The organism is Mycobacterium sp. URHB0044, assembly GCF_000620625.1.
Taxonomy (GTDB): Bacteria; Actinomycetota; Actinomycetes; order Mycobacteriales; family Mycobacteriaceae; genus Mycobacterium.
Genome location: NZ_JIAW01000027.1, coordinates 1 through 24,524, shown reverse-complemented (window position 1 = coordinate 24,524; position 24,524 = coordinate 1). Strand labels below are relative to the sequence as shown.

At 68.2% G+C, this 24,524-nt stretch carries 26 protein-coding genes; 12 read left to right on the top strand and 14 right to left on the bottom strand.

The window, feature by feature from the left end; all coding sequences use genetic code 11:
* The first annotated feature begins 51 nt into the window (after nt 1-51).
* Nucleotides 52-1,119 (top strand): phosphotransferase family protein, encoded by a 1,068-nt coding sequence (locus tag N536_RS0133055; RefSeq protein WP_029117527.1) that lies wholly within the window; start codon nt 52-54, stop codon nt 1,117-1,119.
* On the opposite strand, the gene N536_RS0133050 is transcribed toward N536_RS0133055, so the two are convergent.
* Genes N536_RS0133050 through N536_RS0133035 form a run of 4 tightly spaced genes read right to left on the bottom strand, consistent with a single transcriptional unit; the run spans nt 1,106 to nt 4,552 of the window.
* A complete protein-coding gene (locus N536_RS0133050; RefSeq protein WP_029117526.1) occupies nt 1,106-1,840 on the bottom strand; it encodes a cobalt-precorrin-6A reductase in 735 nt (244 codons plus the stop codon). The two genes, N536_RS0133055 and N536_RS0133050, sit on opposite strands and share 14 nt — an antisense overlap.
* Entirely contained in the window at nt 1,840-2,595 is a 756-nt protein-coding gene (gene cobM, locus N536_RS0133045; protein ID WP_029117525.1) for a precorrin-4 C(11)-methyltransferase, read from the bottom strand. The genes N536_RS0133050 and cobM overlap by 1 nt, the downstream gene beginning before the upstream one ends.
* Nucleotides 2,592-3,800 (bottom strand): bifunctional cobalt-precorrin-7 (C(5))-methyltransferase/cobalt-precorrin-6B (C(15))-methyltransferase, encoded by a 1,209-nt coding sequence (locus N536_RS0133040; protein WP_029117524.1) that lies wholly within the window; start codon nt 3,798-3,800, stop codon nt 2,592-2,594. The genes cobM and N536_RS0133040 overlap by 4 nt, the downstream gene beginning before the upstream one ends.
* Nucleotides 3,800-4,552: an SDR family NAD(P)-dependent oxidoreductase gene (locus N536_RS0133035; RefSeq protein ID WP_029117523.1), complete on the bottom strand. Its 753-nt coding sequence runs from the start codon at nt 4,550-4,552 to the stop codon at nt 3,800-3,802. The genes N536_RS0133040 and N536_RS0133035 overlap by 1 nt, the downstream gene beginning before the upstream one ends.
* Nucleotides 4,553-4,587: 35 nt before the next feature.
* Here N536_RS0133035 and N536_RS0133030 point away from each other — a divergent pair, with 35 nt between their 5' ends.
* Nucleotides 4,588-4,998 (top strand): F420-dependent biliverdin reductase, encoded by a 411-nt coding sequence (locus N536_RS0133030; RefSeq protein WP_029117522.1) that lies wholly within the window; start codon nt 4,588-4,590, stop codon nt 4,996-4,998.
* A gap of 6 nt (nt 4,999-5,004) precedes the next feature.
* Here N536_RS0133030 and N536_RS0133025 read toward each other — a convergent pair whose 3' ends face one another.
* The gene (locus N536_RS0133025) at nt 5,005-6,144 is read right to left on the bottom strand and encodes a Xaa-Pro peptidase family protein (protein ID WP_029117521.1); all 1,140 of its coding nucleotides are present in this window, start codon (nt 6,142-6,144) and stop codon (nt 5,005-5,007) included.
* 10 nt (nt 6,145-6,154) lie between these two features.
* A complete protein-coding gene (locus N536_RS0133020; protein WP_029117520.1) occupies nt 6,155-6,550 on the bottom strand; it encodes a VOC family protein in 396 nt (131 codons plus the stop codon).
* Nucleotides 6,551-6,572: 22 nt separating this feature from the next.
* Here N536_RS0133020 and N536_RS0133015 point away from each other — a divergent pair, with 22 nt between their 5' ends.
* The 3 genes from N536_RS0133015 to N536_RS41025 are packed head-to-tail and all read left to right on the top strand — an operon-like array spanning nt 6,573 to nt 8,865.
* The gene (locus tag N536_RS0133015; RefSeq protein WP_029117519.1) at nt 6,573-7,424 is read left to right on the top strand and encodes a hypothetical protein; all 852 of its coding nucleotides are present in this window, start codon (nt 6,573-6,575) and stop codon (nt 7,422-7,424) included.
* Entirely contained in the window at nt 7,421-8,374 is a 954-nt protein-coding gene (locus N536_RS0133010; RefSeq protein ID WP_029117518.1) for a 5'-3' exonuclease, read from the top strand. Before N536_RS0133015 ends, N536_RS0133010 begins: the two co-directional genes overlap by 4 nt.
* A 5-nt stretch (nt 8,375-8,379) precedes the next feature.
* Nucleotides 8,380-8,865, top strand: coding sequence for a hypothetical protein (locus tag N536_RS41025; RefSeq protein ID WP_155948851.1), 486 nt, complete (start codon nt 8,380-8,382; stop codon nt 8,863-8,865).
* A gap of 12 nt (nt 8,866-8,877) precedes the next feature.
* On the opposite strand, the gene N536_RS0133000 is transcribed toward N536_RS41025, so the two are convergent.
* From N536_RS0133000 to pafA, 7 genes are all read right to left on the bottom strand, one after another.
* On the bottom strand, nt 8,878-9,648 hold the full coding sequence (locus N536_RS0133000; protein WP_029117517.1) for a DUF4333 domain-containing protein: 771 nt from the start codon (nt 9,646-9,648) through the stop codon (nt 8,878-8,880).
* Between the two features lie 49 nt (nt 9,649-9,697).
* The gene (locus tag N536_RS0132995; protein ID WP_029117516.1) at nt 9,698-12,463 is read right to left on the bottom strand and encodes an RNA helicase; all 2,766 of its coding nucleotides are present in this window, start codon (nt 12,461-12,463) and stop codon (nt 9,698-9,700) included.
* Complete coding sequence (gene tatC / locus N536_RS0132990; RefSeq protein WP_029117515.1) at nt 12,447-13,397, bottom strand: twin-arginine translocase subunit TatC; 951 nt, start codon at nt 13,395-13,397, stop codon at nt 12,447-12,449. The genes N536_RS0132995 and tatC overlap by 17 nt, the downstream gene beginning before the upstream one ends.
* A gap of 62 nt (nt 13,398-13,459) precedes the next feature.
* Nucleotides 13,460-13,714 carry a Sec-independent protein translocase subunit TatA gene (gene tatA, locus N536_RS0132985; RefSeq protein WP_029117514.1) on the bottom strand — a complete coding sequence of 85 codons (255 nt, stop codon included), beginning with the start codon at nt 13,712-13,714 and terminating at the stop codon, nt 13,460-13,462.
* Between the two features lie 30 nt (nt 13,715-13,744).
* Nucleotides 13,745-14,719 (bottom strand): YafY family protein, encoded by a 975-nt coding sequence (locus N536_RS0132980; protein WP_029117513.1) that lies wholly within the window; start codon nt 14,717-14,719, stop codon nt 13,745-13,747.
* Entirely contained in the window at nt 14,716-15,705 is a 990-nt protein-coding gene (locus N536_RS0132975; RefSeq protein ID WP_029117512.1) for a YafY family protein, read from the bottom strand. The genes N536_RS0132980 and N536_RS0132975 overlap by 4 nt, the downstream gene beginning before the upstream one ends.
* Nucleotides 15,706-15,760: 55 nt before the next feature.
* Nucleotides 15,761-17,119: a Pup--protein ligase gene (gene pafA, locus N536_RS0132970; protein ID WP_029117511.1), complete on the bottom strand. Its 1,359-nt coding sequence runs from the start codon at nt 17,117-17,119 to the stop codon at nt 15,761-15,763.
* A gap of 170 nt (nt 17,120-17,289) precedes the next feature.
* Between pafA and N536_RS0132965 the strand changes: the two genes are divergently transcribed.
* Together N536_RS0132965 and N536_RS0132960 are read left to right on the top strand one after the other, a co-directional pair.
* A complete protein-coding gene (locus N536_RS0132965; RefSeq protein ID WP_029117510.1) occupies nt 17,290-17,568 on the top strand; it encodes a hypothetical protein in 279 nt (92 codons plus the stop codon).
* Nucleotides 17,565-19,196 carry an alpha/beta hydrolase gene (locus N536_RS0132960; RefSeq protein ID WP_029117509.1) on the top strand — a complete coding sequence of 544 codons (1,632 nt, stop codon included), beginning with the start codon at nt 17,565-17,567 and terminating at the stop codon, nt 19,194-19,196. The genes N536_RS0132965 and N536_RS0132960 overlap by 4 nt, the downstream gene beginning before the upstream one ends.
* On the opposite strand, the gene N536_RS0132955 is transcribed toward N536_RS0132960, so the two are convergent.
* Nucleotides 19,181-19,957 (bottom strand): IclR family transcriptional regulator, encoded by a 777-nt coding sequence (locus tag N536_RS0132955; protein WP_029117508.1) that lies wholly within the window; start codon nt 19,955-19,957, stop codon nt 19,181-19,183. The genes N536_RS0132960 and N536_RS0132955 overlap by 16 nt on opposite strands.
* A gap of 67 nt (nt 19,958-20,024) precedes the next feature.
* Between N536_RS0132955 and N536_RS0132950 the strand changes: the two genes are divergently transcribed.
* The 5 genes from N536_RS0132950 to N536_RS40190 all read left to right on the top strand — a co-directional run.
* Nucleotides 20,025-21,005, top strand: a complete 981-nt coding sequence (locus N536_RS0132950) for a 2-dehydro-3-deoxygalactonokinase (protein WP_029117507.1) — start codon at nt 20,025-20,027, stop codon at nt 21,003-21,005.
* Nucleotides 21,002-21,646, top strand: coding sequence for a 2-dehydro-3-deoxy-6-phosphogalactonate aldolase (locus N536_RS0132945; RefSeq protein WP_029117506.1), 645 nt, complete (start codon nt 21,002-21,004; stop codon nt 21,644-21,646). Before N536_RS0132950 ends, N536_RS0132945 begins: the two co-directional genes overlap by 4 nt.
* Nucleotides 21,643-22,791 (top strand): galactonate dehydratase, encoded by a 1,149-nt coding sequence (gene dgoD / locus N536_RS0132940; protein ID WP_029117505.1) that lies wholly within the window; start codon nt 21,643-21,645, stop codon nt 22,789-22,791. The genes N536_RS0132945 and dgoD overlap by 4 nt, the downstream gene beginning before the upstream one ends.
* Before the next feature lie 5 nt (nt 22,792-22,796).
* On the top strand, nt 22,797-24,143 hold the full coding sequence (locus N536_RS40195; protein ID WP_051574954.1) for an MFS transporter: 1,347 nt from the start codon (nt 22,797-22,799) through the stop codon (nt 24,141-24,143).
* A gap of 61 nt (nt 24,144-24,204) precedes the next feature.
* The coding region (locus N536_RS40190; RefSeq protein WP_036436964.1) for a DUF222 domain-containing protein at nt 24,205-24,524 on the top strand (320 nt) is incomplete at its 3' end.

Genomic DNA, 24,524 nt, shown 5'->3' with positions numbered 1-24,524 from the left:
GCCGTCGAACATCGTTGACAGGTGTCAGCACGGCGGTTAGCGTTCCGCCTCATGACTGCGGCCGTGTCAATCCCCCGAAGCCCGGCGGATGTGACACCTCAATGGTTGAGCACCGTGCTGGGCACCGAAGTTCGGGCCGTCGACGCCGCGCCCATCGGCACCGGCCAAACCGGCGCCACCTACCGGTTGACGGTGAGCTACGCGAGCGACCGCACAGACCTGCCCGCGACATTCGCGGTCAAGCTGCCCTCACAGGATGAGACCGTTCGGGAGCGCGTTGCACTGGGCTACCGGTCCGAACACGCCTTCTACACGCACGTCGCGAACTTGGTCCGCGTGCCGATACCCGAGCACTTCTACTGCGAGATCTCCGAGGACGGCGGCGATTTCGTGCTGCTGCTCGCCGACATGGCGCCAGCTGTCCAGGGTGACCAGATCGGGGGCTGTACCCCCATCGAGGCGGAGCTGGCCGTCCGGGCGCTCGCGGGCCTGCATGCCCCGACGTGGTGTGACTCGAAGTGGGCGAACTTCCCCGGCCTGGCCATGTCGATGCCGAACGAGGACGCGGCCAAGGGATTCGGCGACGTCGCGGTGATGGCCACGCAGATCACGCTCGACCGGCTCGGCGACCGGATGACCGCAGCGGATCGCGATACCGCGACCGAGTCCATGTCGATGGTGACGCCATGGCTGCTGGCCGAGCCGGGCCGGTTCGCGCTCATGCACGGTGACTACCGCCTCGACAACATGCTGTTCGACCCCGACCGGACGAGGATCACCGTCGTGGACTGGCAGACGCTCGGATCGGGGCTGCCGGCTCGCGACCTCGCGTACTTCACCGCGACGAGCCTGCTTCCCGAGGTCCGGGCCGCGGCCGACGACGCTCTGGTCGACGCCTATCACGCCGAACTGCTCTCCTATGGCATCACCAGTTACGACCGCGAAACCTGTTGGCGTGACTACCGTCTCGGCATGTTGCAGGCACCGCTGCTCACCACCCTCGGATGCGCGTTCGCCAGCACGACGGAACGCGGTGACGACATGATGCTGGTGATGTTGCAGCGCGGCTGCCAGGCGATCCGCGACCTGGACAGCCTCGATCTCGTCAAGCGTCTCTGAACCCAGCGCGTACCCAGGCGACGGCCCCGTCGACGCTAGCCACGGTCGCAACCCCCTGCGGTAGCGGCGGCCGGTCCACCATGACCACCGGCACGCCGAGCGCGTCGGCGGCCTCCACCTTGGCCCGCGTCATGTCACCACCGCTGTTCTTCGTCACCAGCGCGTCGATGTGATGCTCCCGCAAGAGATTCAACTCATCGTCGTACCGGTACGGACCCCGCGACAGCAGCAGTTCGTGCCGCAGTGGCAGGGCATTGCCGTCGGGGGGCGTCACCGCGCGGATCAGAAACCACGCATCGAGACCGGCGAACGCGCCGACCCCGGTTCGGCCGGTGGTCAGAAAGACACGGGAATAGCCGTTCGCGGCAACCACTTTCGCGGCCATCGTGTCGGAGCCGACCACGATCGCGCTACCGTGCGGCCAGGCGGGCCGGGCCACCACGACGTGCGGTAGACCTAGTTCTCGACACGCGCTGGCGGCGTTGGCGGTGATCGTCGCGGCGAACGGGTGCGTCGCGTCGACCACGGCGTCGACACCGGACTCGGCCAGCCACCGCCGCAAGCCGTCGACGCCGCCGAAGCCGCCGATGCGCACTGCACCGACGGGCAGCGCCGGATTGGGCACCCGTCCCGCCAACGAACTGATCACTTCGACGTCCGGGTGCAGCCGAGCCGCCAGCGCGCGTGCCTCGGCGGTCCCGCCCAGCAGCAGCACACGCATTAGTGCCTGCTCCCCCGGCGCCGACCGGCCGAGTACAGATAGCTGTCGGTGAACCCCTCCGCCGCCAGCACGTCACCGACGACGATGACGGCGGTACGCGTGACACCCGCCTCCTGCATCCGCTCGGCCAGCTCGCCGAGGGCGCACTTCAGCACCGTCTCCTGCGGCCAACTGGCGAATGCCACCACAGCACAAGGCGTTTCGGCCCGGTAGCCGCCCGCGATCAGTTCGGGAACCATGGCGTCGACCTGCGCGGCCGCCAAGTGCAGCACCAGTGTGGCACCCGGCGCGGACAGCGTGCGCAGATCTTCACCGGCGGGCATGGCCGTCGACAACGTCGCCACGCGCGTCAGAGTCACCGTCTGCGCCACCCCGGGAACGGTCAACTCGCGGCCGAGCACGGCGGCCGCGGCAGCAAAGGCCGGTACGCCGGGCACGATCTGATAGTCCACGCCGAGCGCGTCGAGGTGGCGACACTGTTCGGCCAGTGCGCTGTAGATGGACGGGTCGCCGGAATGCAGCCGCGCGACGTCCAAGCCGGCGGCATGGGCCTCGGCGAGCTCGGCGATGATCTGTTCGAGCGTCAGGGGTCCGGTGTCGATCACCTTGGCGCCGTCCGGACACAGGGCCAGGAGGTCATCGGGCATGATCGAGCCGGCGTACAGGCAGACCGGGCATCGCTCGAGCAACCGTTGTCCGCGCACCGTGATCAGGTCGGCGGCACCTGGCCCGGCGCCGATGAAGTAGACGGTCACGGCTTGGTCACCGCCCACTGCGTGACAGGCATCGCGGGGCGCCACCCGGTGAAGCCGCCGACCGGCTCACCGAGATAGTGCTGGTAGCGCCGGAGTCTGCCACCGAGACGCGAATAGTAATCCAAGACAACGGCTTCCGACTCAGCGGTGACTGCGTTGGCGACCAGCCGGCCACCGCTGGGTAGCCTCCGCAAGCAATCGTCGACCAGTCCGGCGTGCGTCAGGCCGCCGCCGATGAAGATCACCGACGGCGACGGTACGCCGGTGACACCGCCGTCGGTCAGTTCCGCATCGCCGAAGGCGTCCGGTGCGGCGCCGCGGACGTCGACGTGAGCGCCGAAGGCCAGAGCGTTGGCGGCGATCCGCTCACGGCGGTGCTCGTCGCGTTCGAATGCCACTGCCGTGCAGCCGGATCCGCTGCGGCACCACTCGATCGCGATGCTGCCCGAGCCGGAACCGACGTCCCACAGCAGTTCCCCGGGTCGTGGCGCCAGCGCCGCCAGCGTCACCGCCCGCATGGCTTGCTTGGTGATCTGCCCGTCGTGGTAGAACGCATCGTCGGGCAGCACCTGCAAGACCCGGTCGTCGGGCAGATAGCGCACCGCGACGACGTTCAGGTCGTCGACGTCGGTGGACGGATTCGCCGCCCAGTCACGGGCCGTCGAGTCCCGGCGTCGCTCGCCAGGACCGCCGAGCTGCTCGAGCACCGACATCTCGGAGTCGCCGCGGCCCGCGTCGGTGAGCAATCTGGCCAGCACCGCAGGCTCGGAACCGTTTCGACACAACACGATTCCCCGGCCGCCACGGCGCACCGCCGTCTGCGGTCCGGCCGTCATCAGGCTGATCACCTCGGTGTCCTGCACCGCCCAGCCGAGCCGGGCACACGCCAGCGTCACCGACGACACGTGCGGCAGCACCGTCACCCGGTCGGGCCCACATACCCTCATCAGGGAGCCACCGACGCCGTGCAGCATCGGGTCACCGCTGGCGACCACGTGCACGTCGCCGGAGGAGTCGCGGATCGCGTGCAGGGCGTCGAGCATCGGCGACGGCCACTCCCGGCGCTGCCCGCTCACCGTATCGTCCAACAGCTCGAGCTGCCGGCGCGAGCCGTAAATCACGGTGGCGCGCTGCAATTCGGCCTTCGAGGCGGGCGCCAACCCGCCCATTCCGTCGGCCCCGATGCCGACCACGAAGATGCTCATCACCGCGGCATCCTGCGCCATACCGCCCGCGGCAGCAGCCGCAGCCCGAACACCAGCGGTCCGAGCAGGCCCGGCACCCAGATCTCCGTACGACCCTTGGCCAGTGCCTTCGCTGTCGCGTCGGCCACCTGCGCCGGTGTGCTCGACAACGGTGCCGGCGACATCCCCTCCGTCATGCGGCCGATGACGAAGCCGGGCCGGACCAACAACAGCTGGACCCCCGAACCGTGCAACGCGTCGGCAAGCCCGCAGGCGAAGCCGTCCAGCCCGGCCTTGGCCGAGCCGTACACGTAGTTCGCCCGGCGCACCCGGGCGCCTGCCACCGACGAGAACACCACGATGGCGCCCCGCCCCGCCGAGCGCATGGTGGCGGCCAGGACGGTCAGCAGGCTCACCTGGGCGGTGAAGTCGGTGTGCACGATGGCGGCAGCGTGCGCGGGGTCGGATTCCGCCCTGGCCTGGTCGCCGAGGATGCCGAACGCGAGCACAGCGGTGCGGATCGGGCCGTGGTCGGCCTCGATGGACGCAACCAACGGGGCGTGGGAGGCGAGGTCGTCGGCGTCGAATTCGCGCACGTGCACGGCGGCCGCACCTGCGGCGGCGACGGCGGCGACTTCGTCGGCGAGGCGGTCGGCTCCCCGCGCCGCGAGCACCACGGTCGCGCCGCGCGCCAGCCGCGTCGCCAGTTCGACGCCGATTTCGCTGCGTCCGCCGAAAATCACCACCGGCGGAGTGTCAGCCGTGTCCTTCATGGCTGCGATTATGTCCTGCGCTAGGTTGGGCCTTGATGGCGAAGGCAACCACACGGCTCACCAACGACGCGCTCGCGTTCCTCACCGAGCGCCATCTCGCCATGCTGACCACGCTGCGGTCGGACAATTCGCCGCACGTCGTCGCGGTCGGCTTCACCTTCGATCCCAAGACGCACCTGGCGCGGGTGATCACGACGGGCGGCTCGCAGAAGGCCGTCAACGCGGGGGAACGCGGCGTGGCCGTGCTCAGCCAGGTCGACGGCGCCCGCTGGCTCTCACTCGAGGGCAGCGCGACCGTGAACACCGACATCGATGCCGTGCGCGACGCCGAGCTGCGCTACGCCCAGCGCTACCGGACGCCACGGGTCAACCCACGGCGGGTGGTCATCGAGGTCCGGATCGAGCGTGTGCTCGGGTCATCCGATCTGCTGGACCGCGGCGACTGACGACCGTCACCCGACCGGAACCACGACCAGGTCGTGCGGCCGCTGGTTGACCGACATCGACCCGTCACCGGTCACGACGACGATGTCCTCGATGCGCGCACCCCAGTGGCCGGGGAAGTAGATGCCCGGCTCGACGCTGAACGCCATGCCCTCCTCGAGCGGCAGATCGTTGCCCGCCACGATGTAGGGCTCCTCGTGCACCGAGAGACCGATGCCGTGGCCGGTGCGGTGCACGAATGCCTCGGCGAGACCCTCGGCGGCCAGCACGTCGCGCGCGGCTGCGTCGACCTGCTCGGCGGTGACGCCGGGCCGGACCGCGGCGACGCCCGCTTGTTGCGCCCGTTGAAGGACCGAATAGCGCCGCGCCACTTCAGGATCCGGCTCACCGATGCTGTAGGTCCTGGTGGAGTCCGAGTTGTAGCCGGGCTCGTACGGCCCGCCGATGTCGACGACGACAACGTCACCGGCCCGTAGTTCCCGATCGGAGCACTCGTGGTGGGGATCGGCGCCGTTGGGCCCGGATCCGACGATGATGAACGCCGCCTCCGAATGGCCTTCCGCCACAATCGCTTGCGCGATATCTGCTGCCACCTCGGCTTCGGTCCGGCCGGGCACCAGGAACCCTGGCACGCGGGCGTGCACCCGGTCGATCGCGGCTCCGGCCTTGCTCAGCGCGTCGATCTCCGCGGCGTCCTTGACCATCCGGAGCCGGCGCAGCACGTCGGTGGCGAGCACCGGCACGACGCCGAAGACGTCGGCAAGGGGCAGCAGATGCAGAGCAGGCATCGAATCGGTGACGGCGGTGGCGACGGGCGCCGAACCCAGCGCGTCGAGCACCATCCGGTACGGGTCCTCGCCGTCCACCCAATCCCGCACGGCCAGCCCAAGATCCGGCACAGCGGACTCCTTGAGCGTCGCCAGTTCCATCCGCGGCACGACGACGGTGGGCTCGCCGTCCGCGGGTAGCACCAGCGCGGTGAGGCGTTCGAAGGTCTGCGCCCGCGACCCCAATAGATAACGCAGGTCGTAGCCGGGGGTGATCACCAGGCCGGCCAGCCCGGCCGTCGCGGTGGCCTCGGCTGCGGCCTTCAGGCGGTGGGCATAGACGTCGGTGCCGAAGCGGCCGTTCTCGGTGGCGGAACCCATGGCGTCGAGGCTAATCCGCGCGCCGGTAGCTGGCGACCTCGACCAGGTTGCCGTCCGGATCGCGGCAGTAGTGCGACGTCATCGGGCCTCGTGCACCCGTCTTCTCAACCGGCCCCTCGGTGACCTCCACACCGCACGCCCGCAAGTGGGCACCGATCGCGTCGGGTTCGGCGTCGGCGATGAAGCACAGGTCGAGTGAGCCGGGCGCGTCGACCGCGCCGGTCACCCAGTTGGGCGCACCGGTGGGACGCACGTTGATCTTCTGGTCGCCGAACGCCAGAGCGTGGCGGCCACCGCCGAACACGTCGTGCCTCATTCCCAGCACCCGCACGTACCAGCCGACCGTGGCGTCGACGTCTCTGCAGTTGAGCACCACGTGGTCGATGTGATCGATCGCAAACGGCATACCTCACGCTACTGTCACTCGAATGTTGCGCGATATTCGCGATCTCGCCGACCAGCAAGAGGCCTATGCCGACGAACTGCGGCGGCGGTGGGGCGGCCTGCTGAGTTACCGCTACATCGGGCGCAGGTACGCGTCCATGGACCCACGTTCGGTCGAGGACACCGTGACGCTGCGCCACGACATGCGCAATCCGACGGGTGGCCTGCTGCTCTCCGTGCTGGGCATCTCGGCACCCGAGAGCGGACACATGTCGGACCTGGAAGCGGTGCCCAACCCGGTCATCCACTCCTGCCAGATCCTCGACCCCGGCCACGACGTGCGCTGCATCCGGATCGTGTCCGAGGAACTCAAACGCGGCAGGCAGATGGGGTACAGCCGAGCCAAGATCGTCGATGCCGATCGACCGGACCGGGTGCTGGCGCTGATCGAGGGGCAGGGCGTCAGCATCGGGACGCCGCCCGGCGGGCTGCCGAAGATGGAGGTCGACAACATCGACGTAGTCGATTCACCGGATCTGCCTCCGCTGTGGCAGGTGTTCGGCGGCCATCGCCGACCCGACGGACAGTGGGCACTGCCGGAACTGTCCGCCGAGGTGGCCTCACCGGATGCGGCACTGCACATCGGGCCGCAGTTCGTCGTCCTGGAGACGGCCGCCGCCGACTCGGCCGCCGAGGCCGCAGGCACCGACGCGTTGCAGGGCGTGTCGTCGCACGTCATGTTCCTGGCGCGCGGCAAGGTCGGCCCGTTCCGGGTGGAAGCCGAACCGATCACCGGTGCGGACGGTCGCTACGCCGCCCGGGTGGTGCTGCACGACGAGGGCAACGACGACAAGGCCATCACCGCCGGTTCGTACGTGTTCACGAGCCGCCGATGACCGCCCCGGTACTGCTACTCGACGGCGCCAGCATGTGGTTCCGTTCCTACTTCGGGGTGCCGTCGTCCATCACCGCGCCGGACGGCAGGCCGGTCAACGCCCTGCGCGGCTTCCTGGACACCGTCGCCACGCTGGTCACCCGGGAGCGGCCGACCCGCCTGGTGGTCTGCCTGGACCTAGACTGGCGGCCGCAGTGGCGGGTGGATCTGATCCCGTCGTACAAGGCGCACCGCGTCGAGCAGCCGAACCCGGACGGCGTGCCGGACGTCGAGGAGGTTCCCGACGAGCTCACCCCGCAGGTCGACATGATCATGGAGATGCTCGACGCGTTCGGCATCGCCACCGCCGGCGCTCCCGGCTACGAGGCCGACGACGTGCTCGGCACGCTCGCGGTCCGGGAACGGCGGGATCCCGTCGTGGTCGTCAGTGGTGACCGCGACCTGTTGCAGCTCGTCGGGGACGAGCACGTTCCCGTTCGGGTGTTCTACATGGGCCGCGGACTGTCCAAGGCGACGCTCTACGGTCCCGCCGAGGTGGCCGAGCAGTACGGCGTGCCCGTCGACCGTGCTGGAGACGCCTACGCCGAGCTGGCGTTGCTGCGCGGTGACCCGTCCGACGGGCTGCCCGGCGTGCCGGGCATCGGCGAGAAGACGGCGGCGACGTTGCTCGCGCGGTACGGCTCGTTGGAGCAGATCCTCGCCGCGGCCGACGACAAGGCGTCGAAGTTGCCCCTCGCACAACGCAAGAAGCTGCTGGCGGCCACCGATTACATCGCCGCCGCGCAACCCGTGATCCGGGTGGCCAGGGATGCACCGGTGACCATGTCGACGGATTCGGATGCGCTGCCGTTGGCCGCACGCCATCCCCGAAAGGTGGTCGAGTTGGCCGGAACCTATGGCGTGACGTCGTCGATCGCACGCCTGCAGAAGGCACTGGACGGTCTACCGTGAATTTCTTGAGAACGATCGTCGTCGCCGTCGCGGCGGTAGTCCTGGCGGTCGCGGTTCCGTCGTGCGGAGACATTCGGGCGGGCTCGGCCACCGCCAAGACGGCGGCCTCCGGGCCCGATGTGCCGGAGACGCTTTCGGCGGCCACCGCCGCTGCCCAGGCGGACATCGACCGCTTCACCTCGGGCGACTTCGCCGGCGTTTGGCAAAACATGTCCCGCGACGTCCGCGATGCGATCTCCGAGAAGGACTTCGTGACGTTGTACGAGACGTGCAAGACGGTGGGCCCCAAGATCAGCGTCGCGCCAGTGAGCTTCGCCGACGGTGAGGCCACCGTGCGCATCCGGATGCCCGGCGGGGACCGATATCGGACGATGCGCTACGAGGACGACCACTGGGTCATGGCGCCCACCCCCGAGTTCGCGGCGCGTCTCGGCAAGCCCGTGGGTCAGATCATCGCCGAGGAGAAGGCCGCGGGGCTCTGCTCCCGTTGACGGGAACGCCGGTTACTTGGGCCTGCCGACCTCGTAGGTGCCGTTGTCGTCCTGGAAGGTGACAGTGACCTGACGCTTGGTGCCGTCGATGCTCACCTCGCAGTCGAAGGTGTCACCCTTCTTCACGGTCGGGCTGGCACCGTCGTTGCACTTGACGTCCTTGACGTTCTTGGCGCCGTAACCGTTGGCCTCGTCGGACAGGATCTTCGCGACACCGGTCTGCGCCGCGTTGACGTCGAGCTTGGTGGTGACGAAGAAGCCGGGCTTCCAGAAGCCGAGCACCAGGACCACGGCGATGACGATGACGGCGAGTAGGCCGACGATGCCGCCGATGAGCGCCATCGACTTCTTGGAACCCTCCTCGGTGCCCGACGAGCCGTACGGCGAGAACTGCTGGCCGGGTTGCTGGCCGTACTGACCCGGCTGGCCGTACTGGCCCGGTTGTCCGGGCTGGCCGTACTGACCGGGCTGCCCGTACTGGCCCGGCTGTCCCGGTTGCCCGTACTGGCCAGGCTGGCCGTACTGACCCGGCTGGCCATACTGTGCGGGCTGCTGCCCGTACTGGTCGCCCTGCGGGTACTGCGGCGGCGTGTACGTCGGCGGCTGCTGGCCCGGCTGCTGGTAGCCCGGGTACTGCGGCGGGGAGTATGCGGGCGGCGCCCCCCAGGCCGGCGTCTCGGTGGTGGGCTGATCGGGCGCCGACGGCTGCTGCCACGCCGGCTGATCGCTCGGCGGCTGACCGCTCCACGGCTGCGTGGGGTCGGATCCCTGCGGTCCGCTCATGGTCTCTCCTTTGGTGCTCGTTCGCTGTAACCGAAGCGCTGGGGCCACACTACCCTGCGTCAACTGCCACGACGCCGCGCCGAATCTCCCCGATTGCGCGTTTCGCGGCGGCCCGCAACGCGGGTGTGGGCGCGGCGATGCGGACCTGATCCAGCAGGTCGAGGACCTGACGGCACCAGCGCACGAAATCACCGGCCGACAAAGGAGTTCCGCTGCCCGTGGCGTCGGACGCGGCCAACGCGGAGGTCAGGTCACCAGCCGTCGCCCAGCGGTGCACGGCGGCGACGAAACCGGGGTCGGGTTCACGGCTTGCCGGCAGCCGGTGGCGTTGCTCGTCGGCCCTGATCTCGGTCCAGAGCCTGCGGGTCTGGGTCAATGCCTTCCGCAGCGGCGGGGTCACGGCGTCGACACCCGGTGCCGGACCGGGCGTGTCGCCGCGCGACTCGTACAGCACGGACGAGACCACCGCCGCGAGCTCCGCGGCCTGCAGGCCGTCCCACGCGCCGCGGCGCAGGCATTCGGCCACCAACAGGTCGCTCTCGCTGTAGATCCGCGCGAGCACGCGCCCGTCGTCGGTCGCCGCCGGGCTTCCGTCGTGCTCCTCGATGAAGCCACGCTCGGTGAGCAGCACCACGATTCGGTCGAAGGTCCGGGCCAGCGAGTTGGTGGCCGACGCCACCTTCTTCTGAATCTGCGCGTTGTCGCGTTCGATGCGCAGATACCGCTCGGCGGTCCGCACCCGCTCCTCCCTGTCGGGCTCCTTGTGGCCCCGGTGGTTTCGCATCTGCTCGCGCAGCACGGCCAACTCGGGATCGACGTCCGGTTCCTCGGCGGTGCCGCTTCGCTTTCGCGACGGCACGTCGAGGCCGGCCGCTGCAGACCGCAGCGCTGAGGCGAGGTCCCTGCGCACCCGTGGTTGGCGATGCTCGACGCGCTTCGGCAGCGTCATCGAACCCAGCTTCCCCGAAGCGCCCGAGTAGTCGGCCGAGGAAATCCTTCCGGCCCAACGATGTTCGGTCAGGACGAGCGGCCGCGGCTCGTCGCTGTCGTCGGCGGGCTCGAGCACGACGGCCAACCCGCCGCGCCTGCCCTGACCGATGTTGATGATGTCGCCTCGACGCAATGCGGCCAGCGCGTCGTTGATGGCGCGGCGGCGCTGCACCCTGGACGCGCGGGACTGCGCGCGCTCGCGGTCGGAGATCGCCGCGCGCAACCGCGCGTAATCCAGGATGGCCGCGTCCTTGCCGCCGAGTTCGTCGGCGATCTCGGCGAGCATCTTCTCGCCGCGCGCGACGCCCTTGACCAGGCTGACGACGGACCGGTCGGCCTGGTACTGGGCGAAGGACCGCTCCAGTAGCCGGTGCGCCTGTTCCGGTCCCATGTGCTGGACCAGGTTGATCGTCATGTTGTACGACGGTGCGAACGAACTGCGCAACGGGAACGTGCGGGTGGACGCCAACCCGGCCACGTCGGCGGGATCCACGGACGTGTCGTTGGGTTGCCACAACACGACGGCGTGCCCCTCGACGTCGATGCCCCGACGCCCAGCCCGGCCGGTCAACTGGGTGTACTCCCCCGGCGTCAGCGGCGCATGCTCTTCACCGTTGTACTTCACCAACCGCTCCAGCACGACGGTGCGGGCGGGCATGTTGATCCCCAAAGCCAGTGTCTCGGTGGCGAACACGGCCTTCACCAGACCGGCGGTGAAGAGCTCCTCGACGGTGTGACGGAACACCGGTAGCAGCCCGGCGTGGTGGGCCGCGAGACCACGGAGCAGACCTTCGCGCCATTCGTGGTAGCCGAGTACGACGAGATCGGACTCCGGCAAGTCCGCGCAGCGCCGGTCGATCACCTCGGCGATGCGGGCGCGTTCGGCGTCGCTGGTGAGCCGCAACGGTGACCGCAGGCACTGCCGGACCGCGGCGTCACACCCGGCCCGCGAAAACACGAACGTGATGGCAGGAAGCAGACCCTCGGAGTCCAGCGTGCCGATCACGTCGGGACGCGACGGCGGCCGGTAGATGGTCGGCCTGCCACCCCCCTGATCCCGACGGCCGGGCCGACCCCGTCCCCTTGGTTGCCAATCGGCCAGCCGGTCGGCCTCCTTGCGCAGCGAGATGTGCCGCAGCAGTTCGCGATCCACCAGCACGCGATTGTCTGCCCTCTGGTCACCCTCGAACAGATCGAACAGACGCTTGCCGACCATCATGTGCTGCCAGAGCGGCACCGGCCGATGCTCGTCGACGACGACGGTGGTGTCACCCCGCACCGTCTGGATCCAGCCGCCGAACTCCTCGGCGTTGCTCACCGTCGCCGACAGGCTGACCAGCCGCACGTCCTCGGACAGGTGCAGGATCACCTCCTCCCACACCGCGCCACGCATCCGGTCGGCGAGGAAGTGCACCTCGTCCATCACGACGTGCGAAAGACCGTGCAAGGCATGAGAGTTCGCGTACAACATGTTCCGCAACACCTCGGTGGTCATCACCACCACGGGGGCGTCGCCGTTGATCGACTGGTCGCCGGTGAGCAGCCCGACGCGCTCAGGGCCGTAGCGGCGGACGAGGTCGGTGTGCTTCTGGTTGCTCAACGCCTTGATGGGTGTGGTGTAGAAGCACTTTCGGCCCGCCGTCAGCGCCAGGTGGACGGCGAATTCGCCGACCACGGTCTTGCCGGCCCCTGTCGGCGCGCATACCAGGACGCCGTGGCCGTTCTCCAGGGCGGTGCAGGCGCGCAGCTGGAACTCGTCGAGGGTGAATGGGAGCTCTCCGGCGAAGCGGGTCAGCTCGGCAGGCAGGTCAGGTGGCTTGGTCATCGACCGTCAGTCGCGACGGAGTGGGCACGGCGGTGGGTGCCTCGACGGGCTCGGCGGTCCCGATCGGGGCGGCCTCGTCGTCGGGCACGTCTTCCAGCGCAGCCCGGCGGGCCTTGCGCCGGTCGTTCATCCTGGCCACCTGGATGGCGAACTCCAGCAGCACGGTCAGCGCCATCGCCAGCGCCAACATGGAGAACGGGTCCGAGCCGGGGGTGGCGAACGCCGCAAAGACGAAGAGACCCATGATCAACCCGCGCCGCCAGCTCTTCAGCCGCTCATAGGTGAGCATGCCGACCAGGTTCAGCATGATGATCAGCAGCGGGAACTCGAAGCTGATGCCGAACACCAGCAGCAGGTTGATCAGGAAACCGAAGTATTGGTCACCCGACAGTGCGGTGATCTGCACGTCGCTGCCGACGGTGAGCAGGAAGCTCAACGCCTTCGACAGCACCACGTAGGCCAGCACGGTGCCACCGATGAACAGCGCCGCCCCGAACACGACGAACACCGATGCGAACCGGCGCTCCTTCTTGTACAGACCCGGTGTGATGAACGCCCACAGCTGATGCAGCCACACCGGGCAGGCCATCACGACACCGGCGACGAGGGCGACCTTCAGCCGCAGCATGAACTGGTCGAACGGCGCCGTGGCAAGCAGTCGGCATTCCCCGTCGGGCGCGATGGTGGCCCGCGCCGACGCCGGCAGCGAGCAGTACGGACCACGCAGCCAGTCGCCGAGGCTGGGCAGTCCGAAAGCGCCATGGGTGTACCAGAAGAATCCGACGGTCGTGGTGACGACGATCGCCGCCACCGCGACGAGCAGCCGGTTGCGCAGCTCGTGCAGATGGTCGACGAGCGACATGGTGCCGTCGGGATTGACCCGCGACCGTCGACGGCGCGGGTTCAGCTTCTTGAGGATTCCGGGGGTCTGCACGGGTTCTTCTGCGGGCGCCACTCAGCGACGCGACAGCGTGTCGCGGTCGGTGAATGCGTTGATCAGGCCGGGTGCTTGTCGGACGACTGCTCCGGCGCGGGGGCCGGCGGGGCCGGGTCGACGCGCTCCGAGGCGATCTGAGTCGGCGGCGTGGTGCCTTCCGGCTTCCCGTCGGCCTGCATCTCCTTGATCTCGGATTTGAAGATGCGCATCGACTTGCCCAGTGAACGCGCCGCATCCGGGAGCTTCTTGGCTCCGAACAACAGCACGAACACGGCGATCACGATCAACCAATGCCAGGGTTGTAGACCACCCAATTCGGTCACCTCCAGAAGTCTCGCCCGAGTCTACCCGTCGCGGGCGCCGTCACCGTCCTCGTAGGCCTTCAGCGCCGCCACGGCGATGTCGCGCACCCGGTCGGCAAGCGACTGCGGCTCGAGCACCCGCACCGCGGCGCCGAATCCCAGCACGAACCGCGCCATCCACTCCTCCGACGCAAAGGTCATGGCCGCTTCGCACGCACCGTCGCCCAGCTCACGCACGACGCGCAGCGGGTAGTAGTCGAACATCCATGCCGCCGTCCGATCGATCAGCAGCGTCGCCGACGGCAACGACGGATCCGCGTCGAACAGCGATGTGTCCGGTCCCGCCTCGACGGCGGGCTCCGGCGGCACCGACGGCTCGTCCAGCACCTGCGCGTCGACGATGCGGTCGAACCGGAACAGCCGTACCGCTTCCGCCGTGCGACACCATGCCTCGAGGTAGCTGTGGTCGGCGACCAGCAACACCCGGATCGGGTCCACGGTCCGCGTCGACAGCGTGTCGTGGGATGCGGAGTAGTAGTCGATGCTCAGCGCGCGGCCGTCTCGCACCGCGGCGCGTACCGCAGCGGCCGCCCGGCTCTCCACCGGCGCAGGCTCGTCGACAGCGGTCCCTGCACCTTCCTTGGCCGTTCCCGCCGCGGATTCGATCTTGGCGATCGCACTTCGCGCGGCCTCGGGGTCGACCATGCCCGGCACGTCGAGCAAAGCCCGCAACGCGACCGAGATGCCCGTCGCCTCGGGCGACGTCAGCCGCAGCGGATGGTCCATGCCTGCCGAGAAGGTCACTTCGATTGTCTTGCCGGACATCTCGAAGTCGATCAGGTCACCGGGGCTGTAGCCCGGAAGGCCGCACATCCACAACTGTTCGAGATCCTCGCGCAGTTGCTTGACGCTGACGCCGAGGTCGGTGGCGGCCTCGTCGAACGTGATCCTGGGATTGGCTTGGAAGTACGGCACCATGTTCAGCAGCCGGACCAGCCGGGTCGAAACGCTACTCACGAACCCTCCACCTGAGCACGATGCCTGGCCACCACGTCGTCACGCAGCGACTGCGGCTCGAGCACCACGGCGTCCGCCCCGTAGCCGGCGATCTCGCGGGCCAGCCGGTCGTGCCATCCGATGTCGATGGCGATCTCGTCGCCCGCTCGACCCGCCAGCGTTCGTGCCGCCATGACCGTCGACTGACGTCGCAGCGCGGTGGCGCGGCCCTCGGCCACCCACACCCGGGCCTGCGCACCCTGCGGCCACTCGGACACCACGCGGCGCACGATCTCGCGCAGGTCGACGCCCTCGGGCCGCCGCACCGCGCCGCGCGGACCGACCGTCGCGACGTCCGCCCCGATTCGCGACAACCTGAAGGTCCGCACGTCGTCGCGGTCACGATCGTGACCGACGAGGTACCACCGGCCGCGGTGCGTCACCACACCCCACGGCTCGACCGTCCTGGTGGTGTACGGATCGCTGCGCGACGGGCGATGCTGGAATTGGACGGCCTGGCCGGAGTCGATGGCGGACAGCAGGATGCCGAGCACCTCCTCCGAGCCGCGCACGCCGGGCATGGCGGCGGCCGTGGAGATGGTGACACCGGATTCGGGAGTGTCGACGTCGATGCCCGCGGCGCGCAGCTTGAGTAGCGCGCCCTGGGTGGCGGTGACGAGTTCCGGGGACTGCCACAGCTGCGTGGCCACGGCGACCGCCGCCGCCTCGTCGGCCGTCAGCTCCACCGGCGGCAGCGCGTAGGCATCCCGGTTGATCCGGTAGCCCTCGGTCGGGTCCAGCGACGAAACGCGGCCCGTCTCCAACGGGATGCCGAGGTCGCGCAACTCGTTCTTGTCTCGCTCGAACATGCGCGAGAACGCCTCGTCGCTGGGGCTGTCGGCGTAGCCATAGACGGTGGCACGGATTCGCTCGGCGGTGATGAACGTGCGGGTGGACAGGAGTGCGATGACCAAGTTCATCAAGCGCTCGACTTTGGAGATCCCCACTGCCCAACCTTAATCCCGAGTCGCTTCGCTCCTGCCCGCCGGAGAAGCTTAAGCGCTACATGCTCGCGATCAGCCGCTTGACCCTCTCGTCGACCGCACGGAACGGGTCCTTGCACAACACCGTTCGCTGCGCTTGATCGTTCAGCTTGAGATGCACCCAGTCCACGGTGAAGTCGCGGCCAGCGGCCTGCGCGGCGCTGATGAACTCGCCGCGCAGCTTGGCGCGGGTGGTCTGCGGCGGTTCGTCGACCGCGGCCTCGATTTCCTCGTCGGTGGTGATGCGTGCTGCCAGACCCTTGCGCTGCAGCAGATCGAACACTCCTCGGCCACGCTTGATGTCGTGGTAGGCGAGGTCCAGCTGCGCGATCTTGGGGTCGGAGAGTTCCATGTCGTAGCGATCCTGGTAGCGCTGGAACAGCTTGCGCTTGATCACCCAGTCGACCTCGGTGTCGACCTTGGCGAAGTCCTGGCTCTCGACCGCATCTAGTTGGCGGCCCCAGAGGTCGACGACCTGCTCTATCTGCGCGTTGGGTTCCCGCGTCTGTAGATGCTCGACCGCGCGGCTGTAGTACTCGCGCTGAATGTCCAGTGCGCTGGCTTGCCGTCCGCCTGCCAGTCGCACCGGGCGGCGGCCGGTCAGATCGTGGCTGACCTCGCGGATGGCGCGGATCGGGTTGTCCAACGAGAAGTCGCGGAACGGTACGCCGGCCTCGATCATCTCCAGCACCAGCGCCGCCGTGCCGACCTTGAGCATCGTGGTGGACTCGCACATATTGGAGTCCCCGACGATGACGTGCAGCCTGCGGTACTTCTCGGCGTCGGCGTGCGGTTCGTCGCGGGTGTTGATGATGGGCCTGCTGCGGGTGGTGGCGCTGGAGACGCCCTCCCAGATGTGCTCCGCACGCTGGCTCAGGCAGAACGTCGCCGCCTTCGGCGTTTGCAGCACCTTGCCCGCGCCGCAGATCAACTGGCGCGTGACCAGGAACGGCAACAGGACGTCGGAGATTCGGGAGAACTCCCCCGCCCGCACGATCAGGTAGTTCTCGTGGCAGCCGTAGGAGTTGCCCGCCGAGTCGGTGTTGTTCTTGAACAGGTAGATGTCGCCGCCGATGCCCTCGTCCGCGAGTCGCTGCTCAGCATCGATCAGCAGATCCTCCAGCACGCGTTCGCCGGCCCGGTCATGGGTGACCAACTGGATCAGGCTGTCGCATTCGGCCGTCGCGTACTCGGGGTGGGACCCGACGTCGAGGTAGAGACGCGCACCATTGCGGAGGAACACGTTGGAGCTACGCCCCCACGACACCACCCGTCGGAACAGATAACGCGCCACCTCGTCCGGACTCAGCCTTCGGTGACCGTGAAAAGTGCACGTCACACCGAATTCGGTCTCGATGCCCATGATTCGTCGTTGCACGTCACCGAGCTTACGGGGTGTCCGACCGCCGCGTATTGACACGCGGAAGCCCCTCCGTAACGGTTTGGGCATGGCCGCGGCCGCGCGGGGGCCGGACCCGGCCGCAACGCCGCGACCTCGGGCTGTGGATAACTTCCGCACGAGTCGCAGCCGGCCTGTCAGCGTGGGGCATGGGAGCGAACACCGAAGTAGACCTGACCCGACTGCGGTCGGTTGCTGATCAAGTCACGTCAGCCGCCGACGGGATCGCCGAAATGCGGTGGCCGGAGTTGGATCCTCACGACTTGCCTGGCTCTGCCGTCGGCCGTGTCGCCGCGGCGGACCTGATCGCGGTGCGGCTCGACGACGTCGTCGCCAACATGCGTGGCTGGGCGGTTGCGGCGCACCTCGCTGCCGATGCCCTCGAGCGGGCCGATCGCGGCAACGCCAGCCGGTTCGGCGTGCCGTGACGCAACCGACCGTCGGGCAGGCGCAGGCCTGGCGGCCGGACGCGTTGCGCCGGATCGCGGACGGCTGGGCGGATGCGGCCATCGATCTGCAGGCGCGGATCGACGGTGCCACGAGGTCGGTGATCGGCAGCCGCGACTTCTGGACCGGCTCTGCCGCGGACGCGGCCCGCGAAGGCGCCGTGACGTTGTGCGCATCCGGTGCCGCGCTGACGGGGGCGCTGGCCCGTGCGGTACTGGCGGCCCGCGAAGGCGCCGACCGGATCGCCCGCGCCCAAGCCGATGTGGCCGCCGGGGTCGGCGCGGCCCTGGCCGAGGGGTTCGAGGTTTCCGACGACGGCAGCGTTTCCGCGACGGATCCAGTGCCACTTCTCGTCGCCTTGTCCGGCGGAAGTGACAGCGTTGCAAGGGAATTCGTCGCCGTGCGGGCGAACGAGTTGAGCCGCAGGATTATGGGCGGGCTCGAGACCTTGGGTAGCGCCGATGGCGATGCGGCTCGCGGCATCGGTGACGCCTTCGCCGCAACGCCTGCCGACGGCACCGTGCCGACGACGCCCGCAGCGGCATGGCCGGTACGGGCGGACGACATCCTCGCGGGTTGGCCCGCCATGACCCAGCTCCGGATCGCCGATCAGATCGCGGCGATGACGCCGGAACAACGTCAGGAATTTATCGGCGTGGCACCGGCGATCGTCGGCAATACGGACGGGGTGCCGTGGGACATGCGCGTCGCGGCCAACCGGATCAACATCGCTCGCGCGATCGTCGAGGAGACCGGTACTGATCCAGATGCCAAGCGGCGCATCGGTTTCTATCAGGACCTTCTGGCCGAAGTCGAAGATCCGGCCACCGGCCGGCGCGTCCACCGGCAGATTCTGGGGTTCGACCCCGCACGATCCACGCTGATCGAGTTGAACGGCGATCTCGACACCGCCAAGAGCGTCGCGGTGCTGGTGCCCGGCATGAACACCACGCTCGAGGGATCGGCCGCCGATACGACTGACGCGCGTCGCTTCGTCACCGCAACCCACGGCGAAGTCGCCGCCATCACGTATCTCGGTGGACCGTTTCCGGCGGGTGGCAACGTCCTTGCGTCACTCCTGGAGGCGACCGATACGCACTTCGCGCTCGAGATGGCGCCCCGGCTGGCGGCTTTCAGCGCCGACGTCGACCGCACGGTCGACGCGATGGACCGTCAGGTCGCCGTGACGTACGTCGGCCATTCCTACGGCGGGTCCATCCTCGGCACCGCCGAGGCGTTGGGATTGACGGCCGACCGCACGCTGTACCTCGCGGCCGCGGGTGCGGGTGTCGGCGTCGACGATCCCGGTGACTGGCACAACCGCAACCCCGACGTGCTGCGGTTCTCGATGACTGCTCCGGGCGACGTCATCCAGCTCGTGCAGGGCTTGCCTGGCGGCCTGTATGGCGCCGATCCCGACGAGATGCCCGGCGTCATCCGGTTGGCCACCGGGTACTACGACGACGGCAGGCTGATGGCCGGACCGCGGGCGCATACCGACGTCATCGACTGTCCGGCGTCCGACTCGTGGCGCACCATCCTGGGCGTCATCACCGGCAACAGGGAACTCATTCAGGTGGCGCGCCAGGCCGCTCAGTCCTCACGGTAGCCCAGCGCCGCCGAGATTCGGCCTGCCGCGCGACGGACGACCGGTACGAGGCCACGCATGCGCGCGGCAGGCATGTAGGGGCTGGTTGCCGACACACTGATCGCGCCGACGATGGCTTGGGACATGTCGCGCACGGGCGCGGCAACGCACCGGATGCCGGGTTCGTTGTCCTCTACGTCCATTGCCGCGCCGGTTCGCGCATAGCTTCGCATCCGGGTGCAGAACTGCTCCACGTCGGCCTTCTTCGCGCCGGGCGACAGCTTGGGGATCGACTCGTCGACCGCGTAGAGGGCCTCCCAGCGGTCGGGCGAATCCAGCAGCAAGGCCTTGCCCACCCCGGTGCGGGTCATCGGCATGCGATGGCCGATGCGCGATCGCATCTCAGCGCCTCGCGATCCTGGCAACTTGTCGAGATAGAGGACGGAGTCGCCGTCCTCGACGGCCAGATGCACCGTGTCATGTACGTGTGCTGAAAGGTCCTCGAGGATCGGGCGCGCGACGACCGGCAGCGGATTGCCATGCAGCGCTTTGAATCCGAGCTCGATCAGCGCCGGACCCAGGGTATATCCGTCGCCTCCGACACGCAGAAACCCTTCGCGCAACAAGAGTTGGATCAACCGGTGTGCCGTGCTGCGCCCCACGCCGGTCCGATCGACCACTGCACGCAGATCGCGCGCATCGTCGGCGACCGCGCGGATCACCGCAAGCCCGCGTGCGAGCGTCTGGGTCCCGGCGGGAGTTTCTTCGGCGGAGCCAACCATGCCGCAACTATCCCACATATAGGGACATGAGTTGTGAATGTGGGACGACGGGATCACAGTGATTTTCGTGATCGCCGTCACCCCTGACACCCCGCAACCCGGGCTAGTGGCGCTCGACTGGGGCACCACGTCGCAGCGTGCCTGGCTGCTCGGCGACGACGGCCGGATACTCGAAACCCGACGACGCGACCGGGGACTGCTGAGCACGGCCGGCTCGGAGCGGACCCGGGACCACGAGATCGCGTTCATCGACGCGTGCGGCGATTGGCTGCGCGCGAACCCCGCGCTGCCAGCCATCGCGTGCGGAATGGTTGGGAGCGCGCAAGGTTGGGAGGAGGCCGGATACCTCACGGTGCCAACCGATCTCGTCATCGACGCCGTGGATCTGAGCACGGTTCCCCATGACCTCGGGACATTGCATCTCGTGCCCGGCTTGCGGATGCCTCCCCACGGCACATTTCCCGGTGACCTCATGCGAGGTGAGGAGACGCAGCTCATCGGGGTACTCGACCTCCTGCCGGAGGCCGACGGCCCGCTCACCGTGGTCCTGCCAGGAACCCACACCAAGTGGGTGCGAATGGACAACCGCAAGGTGATCTCCTTCACCACCGCCATATCAGGCGAGCTGTACGCGCTGGTGCTGCGGCACGGCATCCTCGCCCTGACCGCAGCCCAGGGCGAGCCGGACGACGTTGCCTTCGCGCGTGGGCTCGCTGCGGGGTACGCCGACGACGCACGGGGGTTGCCCGTGGAACTGTTCGGGGCGCGGGTACTCGTCCTCGAAGGGCGTCTCGCTCCGGCGTCCGTGCCGGACTACGTATCGGGCGTGATCATCGCCGACGAGGTGCGCCACCAGCTACCTCGCCATCCCAAGCCCGGCCGAATCATCCTGTGCGGCACCGCAGATCTGTGCCGGCGCTACGCCTCCGCGTTGGGGCAACAAGGCGTGCAGACGCACGTCGTCTCCGAGGAAGCGACTGCACGCGGACTGTGGGCGATCGCCACCCGCGCGGGCCTGATCGAAACAGCAGAAAGGACGACCTCGTGAGCACCGCATGCACCCGCGGCACCGGCTTGGTGGCCATCCTGCGGGGCATCACCCCGCCCGAGATCGTTGCCGTCGGCAGCGCTTTGGCCGAGGAGGGCTTCCCCGCCATCGAGATACCGCTGAACTCGCCGGACCCGTACCGCTCCATCGAACTGTTGGCCGCCGCGGTCGGCGACGTCTGTGCCGTCGGGGCCGGCACGGTGCTCAGCGTCGACGACGTGATCCGCTCCGACGCCGCTGGAGCACGGATCATCGTGGCACCCAACACCGACACCGACGTCATCTCCTGCGCCGTCAGCCGGAATCTGCGGCCCTATCCCGGAGTGGCGACGGTGACCGAGGCATTCCAGGCAGTGAATGCGGGAGCACGCAGCCTCAAGTTGTTCCCATCCGACGCGGTCGGCATTGCCGGGATGAAGGCGTGGCGGTCCGTCCTGCCACCCGACGTCGAACTGCTACCCGTCGGTGGTGTTGGCCGGTCCAACCTCGCCGAATGGGCGGACGCGGGCGCGGGCGGTGCAGGGCTCGGCACGTCGCTGTACCGACCGGGAGATTCCGCCGACAAGGTGCGCGCCGAAGCCCGCATCCTGCTGGACATCTGGGCCTCTGATCACGTTGACACAGAAAAGGACGCGCCATGAAAATCACCTCGCTGACGACCTACGCCGTCCCGCCACGATGGCTCTTCCTGCGCATCGAGACCGACGACGGCATCGTCGGCTGGGGCGAACCGGTCCTCGAGGGCCGTGCCTCGACCGTCGCCGCAGCCGTCGAGGAACTCTCCGACTACCTGATCGGACGCGACCCCACCCAGATCGAAGACCTGTGGGCGGTGATGTACCGCGGCGGCTTCTACCGCGGCGGAGGCATCCACATGAGCGCATTGGCCGGAATCGACCAAGCGTTGTGGGACATCAAGGGCAAGGCGCTCGGGATGCCCGCGTACGAGCTGCTCGGCGGTCGGGTCCGCGACCGGATCAAGGTCTACTCCTGGGTCGGCGGCGATCGACCCGCCGACACCGCCAAGGCCGCAAGCGAAGTGGTTGAACGCGGCTTCACGGCCGTGAAGATGAACGGCACCGAGGAACTCCAGTACCTCGACAGCTGGGACAAGGTCGACCGCTGCCTGGCCAACGTTGCCGCGGTGCGCGACGCGGTGGGCCCGGACATCGGTATCGGGGTCGACTTTCACGGTCGCGTGCACAAGCCGATGGCCAAGGTGCTACTCAACGAGCTCGTGCCGTTTCGGCTGATGTTCGTCGAGGAACCGGTGCTCTCCGAGCACGTGGACGGATTCGTCGACGTGCTGCGACAGTCGCCGATTCCGATCGCACTTGGTGAAAGACTGTTTTCCCGTTGGGATTTCAAGACGGTCATCGCCAGTGGCGCGGTCGACATCATCCAGCCCGACCCGTCGCACTGCGGCGGCATCACCGAAGCCCGCAAGATCGCGCACATGGCCGAGGCCTACGACGTCGCGCTGGCATTGCACTGTCCGCTCGGGCCGATCGCCCTGGCCAGCTGCTTGCAGATCGATGCCGGCTGCTACAACGCCGTCATCCAGGAGCAGAGCCTTGGCATCCACTACAACACCACCAACGAGTTGCTCGACTATCTCGTCGACCCGTCGGTATTCGACTACACCGACGGACTCGTCCAGATCCCGTCGGGCCCCGGCCTCGGCATCGAGATCAACGAGGCGTACGTGACCGAGCGCGCAGCAGAAGGACATCGCTGGCGAAACCCGCTCTGGCGACACAGTGACGGATCAATAGCGGAGTGGTGAACGACATGAATTCGATCAGACAAACCAAATCAGCGCCGACCCTCGCCACCCAGGCGTCCCGGGCGCGACTGCTCATTGCGGTGATGCTGTTCATCACCGTCGTCATCAACTACATGGACCGGGCCAACCTGTCGATCGCCATGCCGGCGATCGCCGATGAGATGGATCTGTCGAAGGCTCAACAAGGTCTGCTGCTGTCCGCGTTCGGATGGACCTACGCCGCGTTGCAACTGCCGGGCGGCTGGCTCGTCGACCGGGTGCCTCCGCGAGTGCTCTACCCCGCGTGCCTGGTGCTCTGGTCGGTCGCGACGATGTTCATGGGCGTCATCGGTGGCTTCGTGGCGCTCATCGCCCTGCGCCTGCTCGTCGGTGTGTTCGAGGCGCCCGCGTACCCCATCAACAACCGGGTCGCGACCGCATGGTTCCCCGAGCGCGAGCGCGCGTCGGTGATCGGGTTCTACACGTCCGGCCAATTCATCGGCCTGGCCTTGCTCACCCCGGTGCTGTCCTGGCTGCAGTCGGTGCTGTCCTGGCATTGGGTCTTCATCGCGACCGGCGCCGTCGGCGTGGTCTGGGGCCTCGTTTGGTACGCCCGCTATCGCGAGCCCAAGGACTCGAACGCCAACGACGCCGAGATCGCGATGATCCGCGACGGCGGCGGACTCGTCGACATCGACGAATCGCGTCCGAAGCGAGCCGCCGTGACCCGCGGGGACGTCGCGACCGTACTGGGGCGCCGCAAGCTGTGGGGCATCTACCTCGGCCAGTTCTGCCTCACCTCGACGCTGTGGTTCTTCCTCACCTGGTTCCCGACCTACCTCGTGAAGTACCGCGACATGGACTACATCAAGTCAGGCTTCCTGGCGTCACTCCCCTTCATTGCCGCCCTGATCGGAGTGTTGTTCTCGGGCGCCTTGTCCGATTTCCTGCTGCGACGCGGAGTTTCCCTGGGTGCCGCGCGCAAGGGACCGATCATCGCGGGCCTGCTGCTCACCACCGCGATGCTCGGCGCGAACTTCACCGATTCGACGGCGATGGTGATCGTGTTCCTGTCGATCGCCTTCTTCGGGAACGGATTGGCCTCCATCACTTGGTCTTTGGTGTCCGCACTCGCACCCGAGCGTCTGATCGGGCTCACCGGAGGCATGTTCAACTTCATCGGCAACCTCTCGTCGATCGCCACGCCGATCATCATCGGGCTGCTCGTCACCGACGCCAGTTTCGCTCCTGGCTTCGTCTACATGACGGTCGTGACGGCGATCGGGATCTTGTCCTATGTGTTCCTGGTGGGAAGAGTCGAGCGCGTGTCGGACCCCGAAACGCGCAGTCCGTCGAGCACGAACGCGAGGTGACGGCGCCACACCGCGGTCTAACTCGGCAATCGTGTCGGACCCGGCTGGCATAATCGCACATGTGTTCGATGGTTCGGAGTGTGAGCTCATCGAGGTGATGGGTGAGGCGACGCGTGATGAGTCGACGGCGACCGCGCAGCGGTTGCTGGCGGTGGGCAGGTTGTATGCCCGTCGGGCGGTGGAGTTGGCGCAGTGGAATACGTGGCGTACCGATGTGACCGCCGAGGTGGCTGCGGAGGTGTCGGCGGCGCAGAACGTCAGCCATGCCCGCGCGGTGGGCCAGATCAACTATGGGCGCACCTTGTGTGAGCGGCTACCGATGGTGGCGACGGTGTTCCTGCGGGGCACGATCGACTTTCGGATGGTCTCGACGATCATCGC